This is a genomic window from Paenibacillus amylolyticus, from assembly GCF_036894225.1.
GTDB lineage: Bacteria > Bacillota > Bacilli > Paenibacillales > Paenibacillaceae > Paenibacillus > Paenibacillus amylolyticus.
The window spans coordinates 3507187-3530376 of the sequence record NZ_CP145892.1 but is presented as its reverse complement, the minus strand read 5'-3'; the positions used below and the strand labels follow the sequence as shown (position 1 = coordinate 3530376).

17 protein-coding genes are annotated in these 23190 nt (G+C 43.5%); 3 read left to right on the top strand and 14 right to left on the bottom strand.

Going from position 1 to position 23190, the window contains the following annotated elements:
- Window positions 1-32: 32 nt before the first annotated feature.
- Window positions 33-716, bottom strand: coding sequence for a TetR/AcrR family transcriptional regulator C-terminal domain-containing protein (locus V6668_RS15745; protein WP_282321349.1), 684 nt, complete (start codon window positions 714-716; stop codon window positions 33-35).
- 136 nt (window positions 717-852) lie between these two features.
- Between V6668_RS15745 and V6668_RS15740 the strand changes: the two genes are divergently transcribed.
- Complete coding sequence (locus tag V6668_RS15740; protein ID WP_036671318.1) at window positions 853-2205, top strand: MATE family efflux transporter; 1353 nt, start codon at window positions 853-855, stop codon at window positions 2203-2205.
- A 110-nt stretch (window positions 2206-2315) separates the two neighbouring features.
- On the opposite strand, the gene V6668_RS15735 is transcribed toward V6668_RS15740, so the two are convergent.
- The 9 genes from V6668_RS15735 to V6668_RS15695 all read right to left on the bottom strand — a co-directional run bounded on the left by V6668_RS15735 (window position 2316) and on the right by V6668_RS15695 (window position 14306).
- On the bottom strand, window positions 2316-3332 hold the full coding sequence (locus tag V6668_RS15735) for an alpha/beta hydrolase family protein (RefSeq protein ID WP_338706053.1): 1017 nt from the start codon (window positions 3330-3332) through the stop codon (window positions 2316-2318).
- The gene (locus tag V6668_RS15730) at window positions 3325-3969 is read right to left on the bottom strand and encodes a GNAT family N-acetyltransferase (protein ID WP_338706052.1); all 645 of its coding nucleotides are present in this window, start codon (window positions 3967-3969) and stop codon (window positions 3325-3327) included. The genes V6668_RS15735 and V6668_RS15730 overlap by 8 nt, the downstream gene beginning before the upstream one ends.
- A 12-nt stretch (window positions 3970-3981) precedes the next feature.
- Window positions 3982-4749 carry a MerR family transcriptional regulator gene (locus V6668_RS15725; RefSeq protein WP_338706051.1) on the bottom strand — a complete coding sequence of 256 codons (768 nt, stop codon included), beginning with the start codon at window positions 4747-4749 and terminating at the stop codon, window positions 3982-3984.
- A 141-nt stretch (window positions 4750-4890) separates the two neighbouring features.
- Window positions 4891-5868, bottom strand: a complete 978-nt coding sequence (locus V6668_RS15720) for an alpha/beta hydrolase (protein ID WP_036615620.1) — start codon at window positions 5866-5868, stop codon at window positions 4891-4893.
- 165 nt (window positions 5869-6033) lie between these two features.
- Entirely contained in the window at window positions 6034-7332 is a 1299-nt protein-coding gene (locus V6668_RS15715; protein ID WP_017688352.1) for an NCS2 family permease, read from the bottom strand.
- 364 nt (window positions 7333-7696) lie between these two features.
- Window positions 7697-7825, bottom strand: coding sequence for a DUF6254 family protein (locus V6668_RS15710; protein ID WP_219845137.1), 129 nt, complete (start codon window positions 7823-7825; stop codon window positions 7697-7699).
- Window positions 7826-7960: 135 nt separating this feature from the next.
- Window positions 7961-12418 (bottom strand): carbohydrate binding domain-containing protein, encoded by a 4458-nt coding sequence (locus tag V6668_RS15705; protein ID WP_338706050.1) that lies wholly within the window; start codon window positions 12416-12418, stop codon window positions 7961-7963.
- Window positions 12419-12461: 43 nt separating this feature from the next.
- Window positions 12462-13340, bottom strand: coding sequence for a carbohydrate ABC transporter permease (locus V6668_RS15700; RefSeq protein ID WP_017688354.1), 879 nt, complete (start codon window positions 13338-13340; stop codon window positions 12462-12464).
- Between the two features lie 15 nt (window positions 13341-13355).
- On the bottom strand, window positions 13356-14306 hold the full coding sequence (locus V6668_RS15695; RefSeq protein ID WP_017688355.1) for an ABC transporter permease: 951 nt from the start codon (window positions 14304-14306) through the stop codon (window positions 13356-13358).
- Window positions 14307-14452: 146 nt separating this feature from the next.
- On the opposite strand from V6668_RS15695, the gene V6668_RS15690 reads away from it, so the two are divergent.
- Window positions 14453-16162, top strand: a complete 1710-nt coding sequence (locus tag V6668_RS15690) for a sensor histidine kinase (protein WP_083669649.1) — start codon at window positions 14453-14455, stop codon at window positions 16160-16162.
- An 11-nt stretch (window positions 16163-16173) separates the two neighbouring features.
- Window positions 16174-17814: a response regulator gene (locus V6668_RS15685; protein WP_017688357.1), complete on the top strand. Its 1641-nt coding sequence runs from the start codon at window positions 16174-16176 to the stop codon at window positions 17812-17814.
- A gap of 156 nt (window positions 17815-17970) precedes the next feature.
- Here V6668_RS15685 and V6668_RS15680 read toward each other — a convergent pair whose 3' ends face one another.
- The 4 genes from V6668_RS15680 to V6668_RS15665 form a co-directional block, all read right to left on the bottom strand.
- On the bottom strand, window positions 17971-19656 hold the full coding sequence (locus V6668_RS15680) for an extracellular solute-binding protein (protein ID WP_338706048.1): 1686 nt from the start codon (window positions 19654-19656) through the stop codon (window positions 17971-17973).
- A gap of 188 nt (window positions 19657-19844) precedes the next feature.
- Window positions 19845-20558, bottom strand: coding sequence for a beta-glucanase (gene bglS / locus V6668_RS15675; protein WP_036615630.1), 714 nt, complete (start codon window positions 20556-20558; stop codon window positions 19845-19847).
- A 312-nt stretch (window positions 20559-20870) separates the two neighbouring features.
- The gene (locus V6668_RS15670; protein ID WP_338706047.1) at window positions 20871-21575 is read right to left on the bottom strand and encodes an ankyrin repeat domain-containing protein; all 705 of its coding nucleotides are present in this window, start codon (window positions 21573-21575) and stop codon (window positions 20871-20873) included.
- 10 nt (window positions 21576-21585) lie between these two features.
- Entirely contained in the window at window positions 21586-23094 is a 1509-nt protein-coding gene (locus tag V6668_RS15665; protein WP_338706046.1) for an S-layer homology domain-containing protein, read from the bottom strand.
- Window positions 23095-23190 lie beyond the last annotated feature (96 nt).

Below are 23190 nucleotides of genomic sequence, written 5' to 3'. Positions count from 1 at the left end.
TAACGTTAGTATAAGAAGAAACCCACCGGAGTTTAATTCTCGGTGGGTTTCTTTATGACTTGTTCAATCCCGAGCAAAATAAGCTTCAAGCCGAACTCGAAAGCTCCGTCGGTTCCCATCACCTCAAACAGACCGTTCTTATACATCCTGCTGAAAAGTCCCGCTTCCTTCTCACTCATAGAGTCCAGAAGGTGGATCATCTCTTCACCCTGAAGTGCTTCCTGGTCCTTAATAACAGCAGATATATTGCGCTGATGCTGATAATCATCCAGAACGAAGTAGAATACATAGTTGACCATTGTAAGAACGGCCTGTAATTTCTGTTCTTGCTCTAATGGCGTTGATTCCATGCAGAGCAACATGCGGTTGGTGAAGCGGATCATGTCCGGTTCATGGGGCAACGTCATCATCATGAGCTGTGTGGAGCACGGGTATCTGCTGAGCACACTCCGTACCGTCACCGCAAGCCCCTCCATCTGCTCCTTCCAGTCCCCTTCAGTATGAAACTCGTCCAGAATAATTTTCGATATCTGGTTGGCCAGACGCTGGTAGAGCGTCTGCTTGCTCTTGAAGTACCAGTATAGAGATGGAGCCTGAATCCCCAACTTGTCTGCCAAGCGTCTCATGCTGAATTTCTCGATGCCCTCTTCCCCGAGAAGCTCCCACGAAATTTCCAAAATCTTATCTTCCGAAATCTGAGGCTGTTGTTTTTTCATCAGTATCCGCCCTTTTATCTAACAGTGTAAGTTTTTGCTTTACAGGTTCATAAGTTCATGATAACATCTAACACTGTAAGGTTCAATCTAACGGTGTTAGATTAGATCAATATTAACGAAGAAAGTAGTGACCCACATGGATGCAGAAAACCTCCATTACTTTGAAAAAGCACCAATCGCCAAAGCCGTAGCTCATTTTGCTGTCCCAATGATGCTAGGCACGTCAATGAGTGTTATTTACTCCATCTTGAATGCCTATTTCCTTGGCACACTGGGTAATACGGCAATGTTAACCGCACTCGCATTAACTTTACCTTTATTCGCGGTTATCATGGCCCTTGGTAATTTAATTGGTATAGGCAGCGGCACATTCATCTCCCGTTTGCTGGGAGAGAAAAAAGTAGATGATCTGAAGCATGTATCTTCATTTGCCTTTTACAGCAGTTTAGTTCTCGGAATTATTGTGATGGCCGTTGGGCTCCCGCTGATTGAACCAATCGTTCATGGGCTGGGGGCAACGCCAGAGTCCTTCGGATTTACGAAAGAGTATGTCACGATTATGCTTATGGGTTCACCCTTCGTCATCTTATTCTTCACCCTGGAGAATATCGTGCGCTCAGAAGGTTCAGCAATGACTTCTATGACCGGTATGATTCTCAGTGTTGTTATAAATATTATCCTTGATGCATTATTCATTTTTGTCTTCCATTGGGGTGTGATTGGCGTTGCATCTGCTACCGTCATCTCCAACTTGGTTGCGAGTGCATTTTACGCTTACCATATGAGTTATAAGAGCCAATTCTTAACCGTCTCCCTGAAATGGTTCAAGGTGACCAAGGACATCCTGAGCAATGTGTTCAAAATCGGTGTTCCCGTCTTTGTTATGAGTGTCTTCTTGGGTGCAATGTCGCTTATTCTTAACCTTTTTCTTGTCGAATATGGGGATCAGGCCGTTGCGGGGTATGGAATATCATCACGTTTACTGCAATTTCCTGAATTTATTCTGATGGGCTTGTGCGAGGGAGTTGTGCCGTTGATTGCCTTCTCATTCACAGCGAACAAATTACGTATGAAACAAACGATTGGATTCACGATCAAAGCTATTTTGGGCTTAGCCGTCATGTTCGGTGTTATCGTTTATCTGATCTCTGACCACTTGATTGGTTTATTTACGACTGACCCGCAATTAATTGAAATGGGTAGCTACATTCTGCATGTAACCTTCTTATCCTTGTTTATTACAGGAATGACTTCTTTGTTTATGGGGATCTTCCAAGCAACAGCCCAAGGAACCGCCGCGTTTGTTATGTCCATAATTCAAGGGATTACACTAATTCCTATATTGTATATCGCTAATCAAATGAATGGCTTTCATGGAGTGATCTGGTCGCTCGTTATTGCGGATGCCGTGGCTTTCCTAGTTGGGGCCATTATGTTATATGTTTTGCGGACCAAATTGCAGCCGGATCTGGAACATTTGGCACAGTAGTTAACATATAACACGCAAAAAGGCAGGATAAGGGCGCTCCCTGACCCTGCTCTTTCATTTCGAAATGACAATTATCTATCTGGTGATACGAAGTGATCGTAAACCCTCTGTTATAAGGAAAAAGCGGTCAACATATGTTCTATTTCATCCATATACCCATCCACTGTAATGCTTCTCGGAGCAAACAGAAATCGTAGTGATTGTTTCCATTCCGAGCCTGCAATAGAGGTTGGTAACATCGAATGTTCTGTATTAGAGAAGATTTTCACATGAAGCAAGGAAGATGGCTGAATTCCTTTACGGTATGCTTGCTCTGTATCAACAATGTCCACATTCACATCATCTTCTCCAAGTAGAAGGAGTACAGGGGTTTTGAAATGATGTAAATCCGCCGTGGCATCTGAAGCAAAATTTTTCTTTATGAAGTTCCAGCGTTCTTTGGAAATCAGATCATGCTCTCGAGCAATCTTGGTGTACTCTTCATATCTGCCATGTTTCTTTAAAATCTCTTTAATCTGGTTTTCATAATCGACCTGATTTTGAATCTCCTCCGTGGAATGACCGTCTTTCGCCATTTGGCTACGTGTGTTGTATTCTCCCTGTTCCAACCAGTTTATCGCTGGTGATACCAAGATACTGAAGGCGAGATGTTCTTTCCCAGCAAGCTTAGGAATCACCCAGCCTGCTTGGCTGGCACCCCATACGCCTATTTTGGAATCATCAATGTTGGATTGTTCTTTCGCCCATGCAATAGCTTGCTGTGCCTCCACAACACGATCATCCATGCTTTGATCTAGCCAGTTTCCCTCTGAACCCCCGATTCCCCGTTTATCTAGCGACAAGGATGCATACCCGATCGATGCCAGTCGCTCCCACAACGGTTTGTATCCCTCACCATGAGTAGAGTCTATCGGACCGTCACCGTGAATAAACAGTACTAGACCTAGCTTGCCTGAATGGTTTCTGGGTAACGTGAGCGTACCTGTTAACTTACCCTGTGGAGATTGAATTTCAATGGTTTGTTCCTCCATGTCAAAATCACTTTGATCGACTATGTTCAGTCCTGCACCAACCATCAGTAAGATTGCCACAATAACTGAGATGTATCGTTTTTTCCAATTAAACATAACTATCTCCTTTGTAAATCATGTAATGCCATTGGTTTTCGCCTAAGAGCAGGCCGGTCAGAAAGCTGTTTGTGCTATACTGCTTGCGAAATTGATAGCGTTCATATAATTGTATCGCTTGATGATTCTGACTTGCCACATGCAAGCTAAGAGATGACATTGATTTGGATTGCAACATATATTTCTGTGCCCATTGAAGCAACTGCGTACCAATTCCCTTGCCTTGGTGCTGTGGATGTACAACCAGATCTTCCACATAACATTCGCCTAATGTAGGAGTATGCTTCAGCAGATGTAAACCAGTTATTAACTGAAGCAGTTTCCACATGCCAACTCTATTGCAGTGGCTCCACCAATGAGGATTGGCACGAACGCTTGTTATTGCTGCTCTGTTATCTGCTTCCTTCCATTTCAAGCACATGGTGCCAACAATCTCCTCATTTTCACGAGCAATGATACGAAGAGTACTTTGTTCCATGGGCGGATGATTGAGCAACTGTTCAAATACGTAAGCCAGATCAGTTATGGACAATGAAGTGATCTTTTGAAATTTGTGTCCAAAACCATAAGCCATGAGTTCAGCAACAGCTTGATGAAACTGGGGACAAACGGGTTCTATCTGAATGGAAGTTGTCACTGTGTGCCTCCCCTAATCGATCATTTGTAACAACAGCTCATAATGAAGCTTTTCTGGTGTGAATAAAGATAAATAAGATTTTTCTACCATAATAAGTGGACCGTGATACGTATAGCCCTGGTGTTCTGCATAAGCATAGAATTCCTTGATATGTTCTTTGAGTTCAGCTTCAATTTGTACATATACATGACGAGAAAAATATTTTCCTCTAGGCAAAACTAAATCGTTCGCTCCCTCCTTTTGTGTATAAATTCCTACGGTGTCCGTCTCATCGTACGCATAATGGATGTCGGCTTCAAATAAATTGGGAATGTTTTCTTTAAGTTGGATCAGTTGCCTTGCTTGCAAGTACTCTTGCGCTTCCATATGGAACCACAGGGATAAGTGAATCTCCTCACGAGTATCAATATAATAAGTCACTTGATCCTCATCACGTGGAATATGATCTTTCTCCTGCAGCAACTTGCTGATAAGGTGCTTTGTTTGCTGAAGCTGAGTGATGGCTGCTTCCGTGTCTGCTAACGCTTGGCGAAATAATGATGTGATTTGAACGGTTGTCAGGTTACTCAAACATTCCTTGATCATTTGAACAGACAGTCCCATTTTGCGAAGCAATAAAATATGAGATAGACGGTAAATTTCATCTACCCCATACATCCTGTAATGGTTTTCTGCTATATAAGCAGGGTGTAACACCCCTTTTTCTTCGAAGTATCGAATTTGATGTACAGAGACTTTCATCAGCTTTGCCAGCTCACTAATCGTAATTTCATCACTCAACCAATTCACCACCTTTGCTGTTTTTCACATTACAAGCATAAACCTTAGGTCTGACCTAAGGTCAAGTCTTTATTTTAGCCTCTCCTGATAACAAAAAACCACGGCACCAGATTCGGTACCGCAGTTTATTAATCAATCATCCTATTGGATTTGTTTCATGTAAGATTTGAATTCCTCGGCAATTTCTTTGTATTTCGTATGATGCAGGTAATGTGAACCTTCCATTGGGATCATTTTGCCCTGCGCGGATTGTTTGGCTTGTGCTTCATGTAACGGAATCCACTGCGGGTTTTTCTCGTTATTGGATTGAACAAAGAGAAGCACTGGCAGATCACTAGGATACGTGAGTTTTTCTCCATTTTTGAAATTGGAACCCAGATGTTTAAGCTCATTTACTAATGTCGGATTTGTCGAGACTTGATTCGAAATCAACTTCATCTGTTCTTTGGTATGTTCATCATAGTCAAGTGATGCATATGAATCACCACTCACTTTATTGAGTACTCTCATTAAGCCTGATTTTTGAAAGAATTTCATTAAGTTCAAAGGTAATTTAACATCCATGCCAGGTTGATTCGGAACACTGCTATCGATCCCGACAAAAGCAGAGACTTCATCCGGATACGTGTTCACATAAGTCGCCGCGTACAGTCCCGTGATGGAATGCCCCATCAGAATATAACGATCTATACCGAGCTGCTGTACAGCTTCATGAATTTCACTAACAATATTCTCGGTGGTTCTCTCCGTTTCGGTTTGGTCACTTAACCCATAACCGAAAGGCTCAATCGCCACAACTTTGTAATCGGAAGTTAATTCATCGATTAACAATTTGAAATCAAGTACTGGTGACGGTGTTCCTTGTCCGGGAAGTAACACGATGGTTTGTTCGCCGCTACCTTGAATGGATACATTCATATTTTTCCCATCAACATTGACATATTGGCCGTACGATTCGATTTTCTTTTTCTCTGCCCCATTACTTATCGTATGAACGACAAACGTGATGCCCATGAACAGCACCAGCGCTCCGACAATACCACCTATTATTTTCAACCATAAGTACCGTTTTTTACGGCCCTTAGTCCCCGTTGTTGTTACATCCACTGCTTCTGCCATTTCCATCTTCTCCTGTCGTTTATATCTGTAGAGCCGCTCTTGCGACATAGGTATAGTGTAACCATGAAAGATGTCCCCTTCGTGACGGGAATATGAACGGAGTATGAACTACATAAAAAAAGAGAGCTGCTTGTTGAGAGCAGTTCTCCATAGGATAAGACAGTTTTAGTGGTCCAGGAACACAAGTTGAATGAAGAACAATACCGCAAAAATGTAGAAGATTGGATGAACATCTTTACCTTTTCCACGAAGCAGCTTGAGTACCGGATAAAAGATGAAACCTACGCCGATTCCTGTCGCAATACTATGCGTCAACGGAGTAAGGATGATAATCAGGAAGGCAGGAAATGCTTCTTCGAGATCATCCCATTTGATTTTGCTAATGACGTTAATCATAAAGTACCCAACAATAATCAGTGCCGGTGAAGTGATCGCCGGAATACTTGATATTACACTTACGATCGGTGTGAAGAACAAGGTCAGCGCAAGCAGTACACTTACCGTTACCGCTGTCAGTCCCGTTCTTCCTCCTGCAGCTACCCCTGTGCTGGATTCGATGTAAGCCGATGTTGGACTTGTTCCGAGCAAAGCACCTGAGGTTGTTCCTACAGCATCTGCCAATAATGCGCCACGCGAGCGTGGGAATTTACCATCCTTAAGCAATCCTGCTTGTTCAGCAACGCCGAGCATCGTGCCCGTCGTATCAAACAGCGTGATCAGCAGGAACGTAAATATGATCGTATACAAACCATTCGAGAATACACCTGCTAGATCCAGTTGCAAAGCCGTTGACGCGAGGCCTTGCGGCATGGATACAATCGATTCCGGCATTTGGAATAGTCCCATGATCCAGGCAAGTATCGCTGTTACCACCATTCCGATGAACAGGTAACCTTTCACATTATAAGCCATCAGCACAACGGTAATAATCAATCCGATAATGGTCAGATAAGCCATTGGCTCAGCCAAGTTTCCGATCGTAATCAAATTCGATTCTGAATCGGCAATAATCCCGGCATTTTGCAAACCTACCGTTGTAATAAACAATCCGATCCCTGCGGTTATGGCATGTTTTAAGCTAGCAGGAATTGCATCTAGCAACATGTAACGGAATGAAGTCAGTGATAAAATAATAAACAAAATCCCTGCTATAAATACGGCTCCCAGTGCAACCTGCCAAGATACGCCATACCCGGCAACTACGCTATAGGCAAAGAATGCATTCAGGCCCATACCCGGCGCAATGACGATTGGATAATTGGACCATATTCCCATAATCAGAGTTCCCACAATACTTGCCAGTACCGTTGCTATGAATACTCCGTTAAAGTCCATGCCTGTGCTGCTGAGTATTCCTGGGTTTACGATAACTATGTATACCATTGTGAAAAATGTTGTAACCCCTGCGATAATTTCTGTGGGGATGGTCGTGCCTCGTTCTTTAAGTTTGAACCATTTGTCCATGGTAAAGCCAGCCTCCAACTTTCAAATTATACTCCAAAGCTAAAAACAAAAAATCCTAATCTTCATATAGGATTGTAATATTGTCGCTCCTATATTCGTTGTTAGGATTTAAAGATTCAACAGCTAAGCTCTAAACTAAACATAAAGATACTCATATCTGTTATTAACCTGAAGTCCATTTCGTATTCTAATTAAAATCACATGCAATGTCAATGAATTAACGATTTGTTCACAGTTATTTACGAACTATTCAGACATTATCTCTTGTGTTCATTCGTTTTTAGAATAGAGTAAGTACGTATCGCTCAATGTCTGCAATATATGAAGAAAAGACTGCCAGCAATGTTTACTGACAGTCTCTTGCTTAATTCGTAGTAGGTTTCTCTTCATATTCGCTGGATAATTCTTTAAGCGATTTGATTTTGCCATGGGGATGCTGTTCTTGCTTTCGTGACTTCCAGGCAGCTTCTTTTCTTTTCTTCTGGTCAGCCATACAAGATATCCTCCTCTGGAAACTGAGATGTATACTACTTCTTTATGATGTCATTTCTGGACAACTTTATTCTGCATGCATAGGTAATAAGAGAATTAGGCAAGCATATAAGACAATATATAGAGAATTCAGAAGTTAATTGGCAGGACCCAGATTAATCAAGCTGACCTCGGATAATGAGACGGTTGTGTTGCCATCTTGCTCACCATCAATGTTACCCAGATCAAATGAAATTCGAGTATTCGCATAGCTGTCTTCTGTTGCATCAAATGTAAACGTGAACTCCTGTTCTTCTGGAGTCAAATCAACTCGTGCCCCAAAGAACCCATGCCATTCATAGTTGGCAGCGGCATCGACCCATCCAACTCCCAAACCCAATTTTCTGGACTTCTCCGCTTCGGCTTTAAACGTTAATTTATATTTAAAACCTTGCTGTATGCCAAATCCTTCATTGATGACTTGACGATCCCATGGATGCTGGCCTGCATGACCAATCTTGGCTTGAAGCTGTTGATTGCTAACTTGCATCTCAAGGTCCGCTGCATTACCATCCGCGTGGGTAAACCAACCTTCTTCACCTTTGGAGAAGTCCCCATTGGGAATAAGGTTAACATGAGCTGGCTGACCTCCTTGATCTGCATTCGGATTAACTTCATATAATTGGACGTTATTGATGTGAATCGAGTGTTCACCTGTAGATAGCGGATATCCTAATCCAAATGCAAGCATAGCTGCCGAATCGGAGCTATCCCCCATAGTGAAGGTGTAACTATATGACTTTTGATCCGCGGTTAATTCCACTTCTTCTTCAAAATACTTCACAAAATCCCCTGCATTCTGAGAAAGAACCGCTTGCATGGATTTAGGACTGGAAGCAGATCCCTCGAAGGTAAGTCGGTACGTTTTGTTTGCATCAAGTTTGATCTGACCTTGTTGCAACAAAGCATCCCACCAATGTTCACTTGTACCAGGCAATTTAATCGTTAATCCTACGCCCTCTTCATGTGAGGCTGTCAGATCATTAGGAGTTAGCTCCCAATGATTCAGATCAGCTGTTAGCTCACTGTTCTGAATTTTGTTTTGTGAAATATCCACCCAACGTGTATTATAATCTGCTCCTTCAAAATTCACATAATAGGGTTTACCTGCTGTCAAGTTGACCCCTGGAAAATACACCGTTTTATATGCTTGCCATCCACCCGTGTCTCCGAGACTCAGGTCTGATTGTGCAACGGTTGTACCTTGTTCATCCTGAATGCTGAACTGAACCTTGGAATCACTTTTTCCACTGGCCATTCGGGCAGACAGAACATATACTCCGTCGTGAGCTACATCGATTTTATATTGCAGCAGATCTCCCTGATCCATGTAACTGACATGTTTTCCTCCTTCTACGGAGTCCTCCAGTTGTAAGCCCTGCATCATCCAGGCTTCGGTTGCAGGAACATGTGCGTAGCCATTCACTGACAGAGGTTTGCCGCGTTTCGTCAGACGAACATTGTCCACATATACCTTACCTTTAGAACTGCCGAATAACAGTTTTAGCTCGGATTGTGCGATTGATGCTCCATCTCCAATGATGATTTCTCCGGTGAATGTTTTCATTTCTTGGTTCAAGGAGAGGTTTTGTCCTTGATGAACCTGTACCGTATGCCCATTACTGCTGACAACATCAATGTCGATACTTCGCGGTGTGTCTGCCTTGGCATCTAAGGAGAAACCATACGTTGTATTCGCTTCCAGTTTCAAATCCGGTTGGTTCACCGAAACTTGTTGTGGGTCATTATTCGTTTGAGTAACATCAACAACCAGCTGACGCTCCATAATTGGGAATTTCGAAAAGTTATTTACACTTATATTGGCTGCCGCACTGTCCTGAATGCTGCTTGACCAGAATCCCAGACGCTCCTTGCCTTGATCGAATGTGCCATTGTAAATAAAGTTGCCATCAGGTAGCGCGTTTCGTTCGACAGTTAACGGATCAGCTTCACCCACCTCGATCAGCCTGACATTGGCAAACCAAACGGTTGTATCATCCAACCCCAGATTAAATTCGAATCTGGCATTGTTATCCGTGCCATCCCGCATATTGAAGGTATAGTCATAGGATTGCCAATCTGTCGTGAGTGCAAAGGTGTTATCACCCGAATAATTGGTCCAGCTTTTTTCAAATTGGTTCAGTTTGGACATGATTGTACGGTTAGCAGATGCTTTCGCATCAAATTGTATCTTGTACTTTTTGTTTTTCTTGATGTACATCGGCATCTGAGTGAGTTGAACCGAGTAGTTTTCAGTACCCGATGCATCAATGGTAACTTCTGCTGCTTTCCCTTTCTGCTCATCCGTTACAACTTTGACACTGCCAGCTCCATCAGCATTTGTGATGAATTTCCACTGAAGAGGCACTCCATTGTCTTCAGACCCTTCCGCAAAACGTTCATTGTATATTTGATTGCCATCGGCTTGTGGGTCACGCTGTTGCACAGGCTCGATGGGATTTGTTGTTACATCAGGCCATGTGTCTAGATTTTTGTAAGAATATACTCGCACAAAATCAACATTCATCTTTTCGGAAGTGAAGTTGCTTTCAGGTGCCCCCGGCCAGTCTCCTCCAACTGCCAGATTCAGAATCAGATAGAATGGACGATCAAATGGTGCAGGGAACGTATAATACTCGGGTTGGCCGGCGGCCTTCGTTTGCCAGTTGGTCACTTCATGATGCAGCTTTCCATCCACATAGAAACGAATCATACCCGGCAACCATTCCACCTGGAAATCGTGATAATCGTCAGCGAAAGTTTCTCCCTTCGGAAGAGTAAGACTTCCCTGATCATGTCCATGGGAGCCGTCAGGCTTCACACTGTCATAATGCAATGTGCTATATACCTTGTTATTACTCTCTTTGCCACCAATTAGCTCCATAATATCGATTTCTCCAGAGGCAGGCCATCCACCATAATGTGCTTCATCTGTTGGCATCATCCATATGGCAGGCCACATGCCTTTATCAATCGGAAGCTTCGCACGTACAACTACTTTACCGTAGGTCCAGTCGCCTTTTCCCATGGAGATCAGTTTGCCAGAGCTGTAATCTTTACCGTTTTTCGGACCCTTTTTTGCTTCAATCTGCAACACGCTTCGATTCTGATCTTTTGTAATGCGAGTGTTATCCGGGCTGTAATATTGCATTTCATTGTTATAAACGAGTCCTGTATCCTGCACGGTCCATTTGGAAGCATCAATCGAAGGCCCGTTAAACTCATCATTCCAGACCAGCTCCCATTGATCATGCGGAATCGTTGTTGCTGGAACCGGTTTTTCGCCCGCAGGATTGCTTGGTGTTGATGGTGTAGACGGTGATTGCCCGTCTGGAGAAGATGGTGTGGGTGTACTTGTCACATTTGTTGAACCACCAGGCTGCGATGAAGCAGGTTGTTGGGCTTCACCCACCATGGATGTGCGCAATCCTTGTTTTACTTTCTCTCCGTTGATCACAACATCATCGGCATCTACACTCAATTTTTGGATTGTACCTTTGGTATCCATTCGAGTCTGACTCGCTTCTGCATGAATATTCATGGAATCAATCAGGCTGTTTGAAGAGATCTCCAGAATGGATTTCTGCTTTACATGCATCTCCTGAATGTTGCTTTCTTCCGTAATGGCAATTCTGACGGGTTCCCCACGTTTGTCAACGACTACTCGCTTCAGCTTGGAGTTGTTAATGTTGATGGAATGACTGCCTCCGCCTTTAATGATGACACTTCCTGTAACAGTTACGCCCTGAAGAACAACAGATCCCTCGCCTATGCCTTCTGCCAGCAGTAGATTTCCATTGACAACCATATTTTTCAACGTGATATCCGTTGATTTAATAATCAAGTTGCCATCTACCCGAGACTCATATGTTCCAGGAGTGCTTTTTACATCTGCAATCATCGCTGACAGTAACTCTGCCGTCTCCGCTCGTGTAATCGAGGTTTTAGGATTTAATTTGCCTTGGAAACCTTTAAGAATATTTTCGTTCACCAGATAGGTAAGCGCTTTCTTTGCATAACTAGAAATATCATCTGCATCCTGAAATTTCAATTGTTCACTTTCTTCATTTGTAGCCGCTGAAAGTTGAAAAGCTCGATCTACCATCACCGCTGCATCTTGGCGTGTAATCGGTTGTTGTGGTGACAGATGTTCACGGTCTGTCCCTTCGATGATGCCAGAACCATTCGCTCGTACCATCACGTCATAGTACCAATCGTCTGAAGTCATATCCGCATATGAACCAGTCGCCGCATTACCGGTGAAACCAAAGGCCCGATCCAGAATCATCACGAATTCAGCTCGGCTAATGACCTGACTGGGCTTGAACGTACCGTCCGTATAACCTTTCAATAAATTCAAGTCTTGCAAACGTGTAACTGCAGATTGTGACCAATGCCCGGTCAGATCTGTATAGGGAACAGAGAAGTGCAGGCTTTTCGCCTGCACATTTCCCACCTCCGCTTGACCCTGTACACTTTCTGCTCCAGCAGTTGCTGGATAAACGAGAGAAGCCATTAAACTCCATGCCACCATACATGCCAGTCCTTTTCTCATCCTTCTTCCTCCCTCAGCTCAGTTATCCTTGCATTTGCATAGCCTATTCCTTAACTGCTCCAATAACGATCCCCTTAACGAAGAAACGTTGTAAAAACGGGTATACCATCAGGATCGGAAGCGCGCCGATAAAGATCTGTGCTGCGCGTACGGTTCGCTGCGAAATATTCTCTAACATGGAAGGATCGACGTTGATTTTGCTGAGATCTTGCTGAACGATAATGGTCTGTAACAGAGAAGCAAGTGGATAATTTTTAATATCAGACATATAGATCATGCCGTCGAACCAGGAGTTCCACTGATACACCATCGTAAATAAGGACAAGGTTGCGATAGCTGGTAGAGACAGTGGCACGTAGACCAGAATCAACGTTTTGATATGACCTGCTCCATCCAAATAAGCTGCTTCCTCAAGTTCTTTGGGCAGACCGCGGAAGAAGTTCATCATGAGAATAACGTTCCACACGGACAGTGCGCCAGGCAGAATAAGCGCCCAGATTGTATTCATCAAGCCAAGCTTCTGGATCAGAATGTAACTTGGAATCAAACCACCGCTAAACAAAATGGTAAATACGAAAAACCACGTATATAAGGAGCGACCTTTAAAACTGATGTCTTCCTTCGACAACGGAAATGCGGTTAAGAGCATGATGACCATACCAATGATCGTCGCAATTACAGTCCGTTTAAGTGATACGATCAAGGAGTTGATGAAGTTTGAATTCCCGAATGTTTTTACATATGCGTCGGTTGTGAACCCGATGGGCCAGAAGGTAACCAGGTTTGATGATGCTGGCGCCATACTGCTGAATGAAACAGCCAATATATGAATAATTGGTAAAATGCAGAGTATCGATAATATCCCAAGAAAAGTATAGTTAGCGATGCTGAATATGCGGTATCCTTTTGTTTTATAATACAAGCCCTTTTCTCCTCTCTAGAAAACTCGATAATTAGCTAGTTTGTAAGCCATTCTGTAAGATATAACAATCAAAATGGTAGCAACCACAGATTTGAACAACCCTACTGCTGTGGCAAAACTCATCTTCCCGTTCAGAATCCCGAGTCGATATACAAAGGTGTCAATGATGTCGCCTTTGTCATACACAAGCGGATTGTACAAGTTGAACACCTGATCAAAACCGGCGTTCAGGATATTGCCGATAGAGAGTGTCATCAGTACGATTGTAATCGGCATTAATGCCGGAATCGTAATGTGCAGCGTCTGTTTAAATCGGTTGGCCCCATCCACCTCGGCAGCCTCGTAGAGCGCAGGATTAATTCCTGAGAGAGAAGCCAGAAATACGATCGTACCAAAACCAAATTCTTTCCACACATCACTGAGGATCAGCGTTATCCGGAACCATGTACCGTCTCCCAGGAAGAAGATCGGTTCTCCTCCAAAGGCTACGACAAGCTGGTTGACCATGCCGCCCTGAGGAGACAGGATATCGAGCAGAATACCACCGAGAATAACCCATGATAGGAAATGCGGTAGATACACAAGCGTTTGACTTACTCTCTTGAATGCCGTCAAGCGTACTTCATTGAGCAAAATGGCAAACAGGAATGGAGCGAATAGTCCTGCGATGATTTTGAAAAATGCAATGACCAGCGTATTCCAGATCACCTGACCTACGTCCGGATATAAGAATAAATATCGGAAATTGTCCCAACCCACCCATTTGGATTCAGAAAATCCCAAGTATGGTTTGAAATCCTGAAAAGCAATTACAATGCCGCCCATCGGTATGTACTGAAACACCAGTGCCAGTAATACAGCTGGAATGAGCATCATATGCAAGGTCCAGTTCCGTTGCATATTCCAGCGCTGTTTTACCCTGGTGGAGCGCCGTTTATGCGGCGTTTCTAACGTATGTTCCTTCACTCCTGCATCCCCCATGTTCTAAATTTTGTATTTTACAAGTCATCGTGAACTTGTATATTAAAATTATAGCAATGGAAATTTGTGATCTATATCCTAATATTGCAACAACGATATCAATATTTTAATAAGATTAAGGAGGTTGGACTTTGTTCACACGCTTGAATGTCTTTACCAAAATTACACTGCTGTTTGTGATGCTGCTTATTCTGGTGCTGTTTCTCTATACATACTCGAACCGGGAAAGCGTGCGTGTTATCGAACACGAGATTCAAAACAATACGATGAATCATCTCTCAACATTTGCTGATTCAGTAGAATCCAATATTTACCAACTGTCATTGTATGGGATGTCTATTGGGCAAGATTCGAGTATTCAGGAATATCAACGTCCCGACTACAAGGACATTCCCTATGAACGTGTGAAAGTTGGAAGCGCCATTCTGGAGAAAATGAATCTGTACAACGCAGCAAGCAAATGGCATTCGACCATCACACTATACTTCCCAAGGATGCAAAAAGTGATATCAACGGATTATTATGCTTACATTCCGTACAGGGATGATGAATTTAAGGAGCCTCTCTCGCAATCCTGGACCTATGCCGACAATCAGTTTATCTGGTACACTACCGATCCAACGACAGCGATGGCGAGACCTGGCAAAGCCAGATTGATTACCAAAATCAGTTTTCCAGTTCATCACTTAACTGCACTTCTTAATCAAAACAAGTTAAATAATAAAGGTGACCCGTTCATGTTCCATCCCGATTATGGATTAATCAGCAATAGTTCTGGAAAGGAGACCTTGAACGCAATCCTGCCTTCCCTGAAAGAAGCAAAACTGCAGGCCAGCGGTGGCTTCAGTACAACGTTGAACAAAACGGAATATTACGTTTCCTATATTCAATCCAAGAGCCTGGGCTGGTATTATGTTGACTATGTGCCTATGCAGCAAATTTTGAAACCGATTACGAGTAGCCGGAATCTTTTTTACGCTTCAATTGCCGTTCTGATCGTGATGAGCGTTGTTGTATTATATACACTCTACCGAAGTGTGCAGCTTCCACTCTTACAGTTGGTGAAAGGGACAAATCGCTTGTCCACCGGGGACTTTTCCGTTCGGCTTCATCATTCTGCACGCAATGAGTTCAGCTTGTTATTTGCACGTTTCAACATCATGGCTCAACGAATTCAAGAATTAATCGAGAATGTATATGAGGAGAAATTAAGAAGTCGGGAAGCCACGCTCAAACAGTTGCAATCGCAGATTAATCCGCATTTTCTATATAACTGTCTGTTCTATATCAAGAACATGGCCCGAATGAAAAATGAAAAGGCCGTAGTAGCCATGGCACTGAATCTGGGAGAGTATTACCGATACATAACCAGGTCCGAAAAGGATCAAGCCACGCTTCGTGAAGAGCTGACAATGGTCAAAAATTATTTAGAAATCCAGTCACTTCGTCTGGAACGAATGCATTTTACAATCGACGTGCCCCATGATATTTTAGATAAAACAGTTCCCAGACTAACCCTCCAGCCTATTATTGAGAACGCTATTATTCATGGTCTGGAGCCCAAATCGGTAGATGGTGAGATTAAAATCTATGCGGACTGCGAGGATGATGTGTACACAATTATCGTGGAGGACAGCGGGCTTGGCATGTCTGAGAAACAACTTGATCATCTGAGAGATAATCTTCTTAAACCGCTGGATGAGAATATGGGATGTGGTACATGGAATGTCCATCAGCGTTTATCTTTTCTGTACGGTGAAGGATCTGGACTATCTTATGATCATTCTTCAATGGGTGGGATTAAAGTTAACATCACGTGGCACGACAATACAGACAAGTAGGTGAACGACCCATGCTGCAAATATTATTAGTTGACGATGAACGTTCCGTCGTGGAAACGCTGGCAGAGACCATTCCGTGGGAAAGCTGCGGGATCGGTACAGTTCATGAAGCATTATCCGGTGCAGTAGCGCTGGAAATTATGGACAACCACGACATTGACATTGTAATTACGGATATACGTATGCCCGAAATGTCAGGCATTGCACTGATTACAGCGATTCATGAAAAGTGGCCTCATGTGCAGACGATTCTGTTATCAGGTCACGCCGACTTTGAATATGCGAAACAGGCCATTGCGCAGGAAAGCTTTGATTACTTACTGAAACCCGTTAGTGATGAAGATCTGATCGAATCCGTGCAACGTCTTGTTCATCGAATTAAAGAAAAGTGGGAAACCGCAGCATCTCATCAAAGAGCCTTACACGCCTTTCAGGATCATCTGCCATTGCTTCAATCCACGATGTTGCATGAGTTGCTGACTGGAAAAGTCTATGATCAGAAGACGCTGGCAGACAAGCTTGATCTGCTGGAGCTCCCCTACTCCGTAGGAGAAGATCTCGGCATGTTGATTATCCGTATGGAGAAACATCTATCCGATATGGCGCACGGCGACCTGGCCCTAATGGAATATGCGATATGTAATATCATAAGTGAAGTGATGCATAATCATTTTCATATCTGGCACACACGGGACGTTCATGATTACATTGTTGTTCTGGTAAGCATGAAACATTCCACAACGATGAGTTATAGCAGGAGTGAGACGCCTCAGACATTGCTTGAGCAGTATGCTGCCCAGATTCAAACCAATGTTCAGTTATACCTGAAAGGTGCAATCTCCATTTCCGTCTCCAGTTGGGGCAAGTTTCCCCACGAAATTGGAGAACTCTATGAGCGAACGGTTATGTCCATGCGTAAACGGATGGGTCAGGTGCAAGGTTTGTTTGTCACCGCTTCCGATGAAACGGATGCCAACCCTCTACATACGATCAGGTCGCTGTATCAGCCACCAACGTTGATTAGCCTGCTCGAAGCTGGTCGCTTTGAGGATGTGGAACAGAAAATCGAGCACATTTTTGAGGAACTGCTGCATTCCAATGAACATCATGATATTGCTGAGTCAACTTTTGAGGTGTATTTTGCTATTGCGGGCGCGTTTGCGTACATCATTCATAAAAATGGTAAACAAATCTCTTCTTTGATACCAGCAGAGTCCTATCGTTACTTTCAAGCTCCCAGCTATTCCACTGCGCAGCAGCTACAGGACTGGTCCGTGCGTACACTTCATTACATACGAGATGATGCTGAACAAGAGCTTAGAGACAATCACAGCACCATTGTGCGCAGCGTCAAAAGTTTTGTCGACCTTCATCTGGCTGGAGATGTATCACTGCCTGCAATTGCCGACCATGTGCATCTGCACCCAGTCTACTTGTCCAAGGTATACAAGGCGGAGACAGGTGAAGCACTTACTGCCTATGTGTACCGGTTAAGAATGGAGAAAGCAGCCTATCATTTGCGAACATCAACCGCCAAAGTGTTTGAGATTGCAGAACTTGTCGGTTACAACAATACCGCATATTTCATCCGAGTTTTCAAGAAATTTTATGATCTTACACCGCAGGAATATCGGGAAAATCTGCCGGTTTAAGAGAGTACACAGACCAGACTTGACGTTCTAGTAATCTCTCCGGTTTCCCCTTCTCCATATCAAATACAAAAAGGCATTGCCGGAGATCTTCTCCTGCAATGCCTTTTTGGTGCTTATGTGGCCGCGATGATTCAATTCAGCCAGCCCTGCGTCATCCTATTTTCCGCTTTTCACGGAATCATACCACTCGTTAACTTCTTTCGTAATCTGATCTCCGCCTGAAGACTTCCACTTCTCAACAAATGAGTCGAACGCGTCCACAGAGGTTTTGCCATATACAATTTGAGAGAAGGTATCCTTCTCCATCTTTGTCAAAATGTCATTGTTCATCTGCATCGTCATTGAAGGTGCACCGGTAAACATTTGATTGAACACGATATCTTTTTGATCCAAAACAATCTTGGCTGCATCAAGCATAGGTACTGGTACACCTGATTTGATTTTCTTCTCAAACGGTGTAGTTGCTTCTTCACCGCTTGCCAGCTTGGCAAGTGTTGTCATGCTTAGATTTGGTATTCTCGCTCCATCAAAAGTCAACGTGTACTTCTCGGGAGCATAACCACCCGTAAGACTTGCATCGGTAGATGGTTTCCCATCTACCATAACCCAATCGTATCCTTCCGCAAATCCATGCTCAAACTCATCGCCCTCTTTAGGATTTGCATAGTGATCAAAGAGATAGTTCTGATAGGTGAAAAAGGCTTCCGGATTTTTCATGTCTTTGTTAATTAGAACTACGCCATTTCCGTTTGACGTACCATGTCTTCCTGCTTGACCGTTTGGACCGGAAGGAATTGGATACGCTTTGTATTCAGCCTCAGGATTGTTTTTCTTCACATCCTCCAGCGGCCAGGATGGCATCCAGTGTGGACCCACCACAATACCTGCTTTTCCGGCAGTAAATTCTTCAGCTGCTTTTGTCTCGTCATACACGCCGGCTTCTTCCGGGATATACCCTTTGCTCATCCAGCTCTGTAATTTGGCCAAAGCCTGTTTCGCACCAGGTGTAACGGAACCGTATTCAAGTTTTCCGTCCGCCGTCAGATTCCATTGGTTTGGCATTGTACCATAAGCGCCAAATACCCACCCAGCTTCAGACATCCATGTGTTCAGCCAGTTCTTGAAGCCAATGGTGAGTCCGTAAGTGTCCTGCTTCCCATTGCCATCCGGATCTTGATTCGTAAACGTTTCCATAATGACTTCAAGATCATCTATAGTTTTAGGTGCTTCCAGATTGAATTTCTTCATCCAGTCTTCACGGATCCACATGACAGGATCACCATTATAGGAATAGTCCAAAATCGGAATACCGATCTTTTTGCCATCTTGCATGTATGGATACCATACGGAAGGATCTTCGTTTACGGCTGCTTTCCATGTGTCGCTGGCATATTTGTCAAACAACTCGCCCGCATCGACAAATTTTCCGGACTCAATCAATTCACGCACCAGATTGAATTCGCCGCGATACGAAATAATGTCCGGCATGTCTGCATTGGAAGCCAGTGACAGGCGCAGTTTCGTCTCAAATGCATTATTGGTGGATGGAGATATCCACTGGTTTTTCAACTCAATCCCGAGTTTCTCCTTGGCCCATTTTGTATGGACGTTGTTATCCTGATCCTCGCCTGACTTAAACTTCACGTCTGGACCCCATGGTCGTAAATACGTAATGGATACTGGTGGATCATACTTCCCATTTTTGAGCTCCAACGTTGTCGCTGGTGTACTTGATTCAGTTTTCTTTTCGTTCCCGTTACTACACCCACTCAAGGCTGCAGATAGGGCCAATACACCGATCATGACCAAACTGCCTACTCGTCTCTTTTTACTTGTGTCCAACTTCGTTCCCCCAGTCTATGTAATGTTGCTTACAAGTTAATCATAATGAATTTTTGATATTTATGCCCATACTAATATTGCAACATTTATTGCATTAATTTAGGATATTGGATATTGAATACATATATTGAATAAATACAATGCCAGAATATAGAAAAAAGCAGCCGCTAACGGCTGCTTCAGTCTGCTTAATTACTCGTATATTTGACCCAATCGTACTCTGCATAGAGCGGATTAGCCCCATTATAAGGACCGAGCCAGCTATCTACTCCTGTTCCATTCCACAGGTTCATCATGATTTTTCCGGGTGTTTTAGGAATATTGCTGGTTGCCGTGTGTTTCAATACACCATCAACATACCATTTGATATGTCCCGGCTGCCAGTCAAATGCGTAAGTATGGAAGCCCTGGGATGCATCAAACCCTAGATTGATAATCTTCTCATGATTACCAACCCCATTGGTATAATAATTAAACTGAACTTTGGTTGTGTCTTTTCCTAAAAATTCGATATCAATCTCATCCCATTGGGTGCCATGTGCAGGACCTGTGTATGTGAAAAATGAGGAAACTACACCTGTGTTCTTGGCAGGTTTCATACTGACTTCATACAAGCCGTACCCATACGTATTCGTGGTACGATACTCTCCGCAATCAAACTTGTTCTGTGCAGAGCTGGTCAAACCAAGCTTAAGCTTGCCGTCACTTGTAAAATTAACATTGTTAGCCCTCCACGTACAGTTAAACATGTTCCCATTGGAATACCCATCCGCTTTTTGCCACGTACTTGCGTTAAAATAGGTTAGAGGTTCCCAGAACACATAACCCGCGAAAGCGCTTACCGAAAAAAACAAAGAGATGACACCAGTTACCGCCAAAGTATACCAAGACTTCCTCTTCATCATACACCTCCATGAATGATTCCAACATGTATAATCAGCGCAATAATAGATAGCGCTTACATGGTTGGTATTTCCATTTTATCCGGAAGCATGGTGGTAAACTATAGCAAACTTTAAAGCAGAGATATTCAATTTTTAAGATCTTCGTTCTTGAATCTAATCATGTTATGTTAAGACTATGCCAGTTTCATACACGTAAGATGGATTGAATGAAGCGCCTGCCCTTCAGCATAGAAGGAATCAGGCGCTCCATGAAAACCATTTTTACATATATCTCAACATGTTTGTTTCTTTATTCACCCTAAAAGGGTTCTATTTCGCACCAGCTCGTACCAAAATGTCTTCAATTTCTTTGAAGCCATTATTCTTCGCATGACTGAGTGGTGACACCCCATCACGGTCCGATATGTTTACGTCTGCTCCGTGGTCAATGAGTAATTGTATCGTCTCCTGCTGCCGAGCATTGCCATCGTTAAGAATGATCGCTTCGAGTAGTGCTGTCCATCCCAATTGATTCACATGGTCCACATCCACCGAAGTATGAGTCAGTAGTTCTTGCACTACATCCACATATCCATGCTCCGAAGCTGGAATAAGTGCTGTCCCTCCATATCGATTCGTTATCGCTGGGTCCGCTCCCGCCTCGATTGTCAGCTTCAAAATATCCAAGTATCCTTCAGCGCCAGCATACAGAAACGGGGTATTTTTCATATCGTCCTGTATATTCACATCTGCCCCCGCTTCAATTAACACTTTAGCCGATGTTAGATCATTATTGTAAGTTGCAATCATTGTAGCGGTTCGTCCACTCTGATCTTGAGCATTGATATTGGCACCTGCTTGAATCATTTGTTCGATGCGTTCAGTATCGCTGTCCTCTACTGCCTTGAACAGCTGTTCATCTGCTGAAGTCATGGCCTTTTCCTCCACGTTGGAGTTGTTTCTCATTTCAGGCACGCAACCTTGAACGATCAACATACTGCTTATCAGGACAACGATAATCAGCGTTTTACTCATACTGCCTCCTTTACTCCAGTGTCAAGGTGACCGAAGAAGCGATACTCCAATCCCCAACTGGGTTTATTGTATACGTAGTAGCCGGAGTCAACTTTCCATCATTTGTTAGGTCGAATACACCCGTCGCACCTTTTCGACTTGAATATTTATAAGTGGCCGTCAGAACATCCCCGCTAGGTGAAGTTAACGTTACACTTCGACCAGAGAACAGTTCATCCCCAGGGTCCTGGTCAAGTGTAACTTCAATGGAGGTTTCGCTCACTGCTTGAGCACTTGCAACCGCTAGTGGATCAAACGATTTCGCCGTAAATGAAGCATTTTCGATGTTGGCCCAATCCGAAGAAACCGTATATGTGACACCTGATTTCAGCGTTTGTCCCTCAGGCAAACGGAACTTCGGTTCTTGTTTACCGTCTGTGGATTGCGTGAACGGAACATATCTGGCAACGATAGGCTCGCCACCTTCTGGCGTAATTACAACTTGTCTTGCCTGCATGGAAGAGATGATCTGAACCGTTTTGCCTCCTGCTTGCTCTTGATCATTCAGCACGAATGCATTAGCTCCTCGACCACCGCTGTAAGCCGAAATGATGTAACCATAATCCACGACACTGTTCACTTGCAATGCTTCAATCTCGAATGTATCATTCGTTACTTGACTAGCCGTTGTCATGTTTATTTTCGTACCACTGCCTTCAAAGGAACCAGCGTCTTGGCCTTTGTAAGTCAGGTTGTACACTTCACTAGCATCTTGTACGGACGTTGGAACGATGTAAGTCGCGATTGACCCTGTTTTCAAACGGGGCATATTGGTTAACGTCAACCCGCCACTAAACGCAAAGTCCGTTTGTGCCTTGGCAAAAGCTTCATTCGCTGCTGTCAGCGGCTTGTCAAAAGTTACAATTAACGTAATGGCATTCAGTGATCTAACGCTCTTGATTTGAGCTTGCTCCGAAGGAATAGCTTGGTGTGCAGTTTGCAACAGCACTGCTGTTTCGCCGCGCGTTGCTGTACCGTTCTCGGAGTAGAACTCGCTCATCCAATGGTGAACGGACTTTACATCACGTTGCATCGCTTTGGATACGACCTGTTCGAGTTCAGCATCCGACACTTGAGTTTGCGGATTGAATTGTCCATCGTTAGCCTGCATGATGCCAAGTTCAACAAGCTTTGACGCATATGGCGCATACCATGCATTCGGATTCACATCCGTCAATTCTACGGTTTCTCCCGTCTTGCTCTCCAAATTAAACGTTTTGAAAACCAATGAAGCTAACTCCGCACGGGTAATTGCTCGATGTTCACCCATAGATTGATCTGCATACCCGTTCATGATCCCCAAGCTATTGAGATCCTTGATAGCAGCTTCAATCTGTTGTTGATTAAGCTGTGTGGCTGTTGCTGCAATGTTAGTAACGTATGTAGCTGCATGTACTTGATTCGCAGTTAACGGGAACACTGCTGTACCTAATGCAGTTATGGTTAGAAATGTAGCGATTTTGCGGGTTGTAGAATTCATGGTTGAATTCCTCCTCTATAGGTTGTAGTTGCCTGTATCTATAGAATAGAGGACAAAAAGAAACTCCCAAGGCTAAAGTTATTAACAAAATATAAA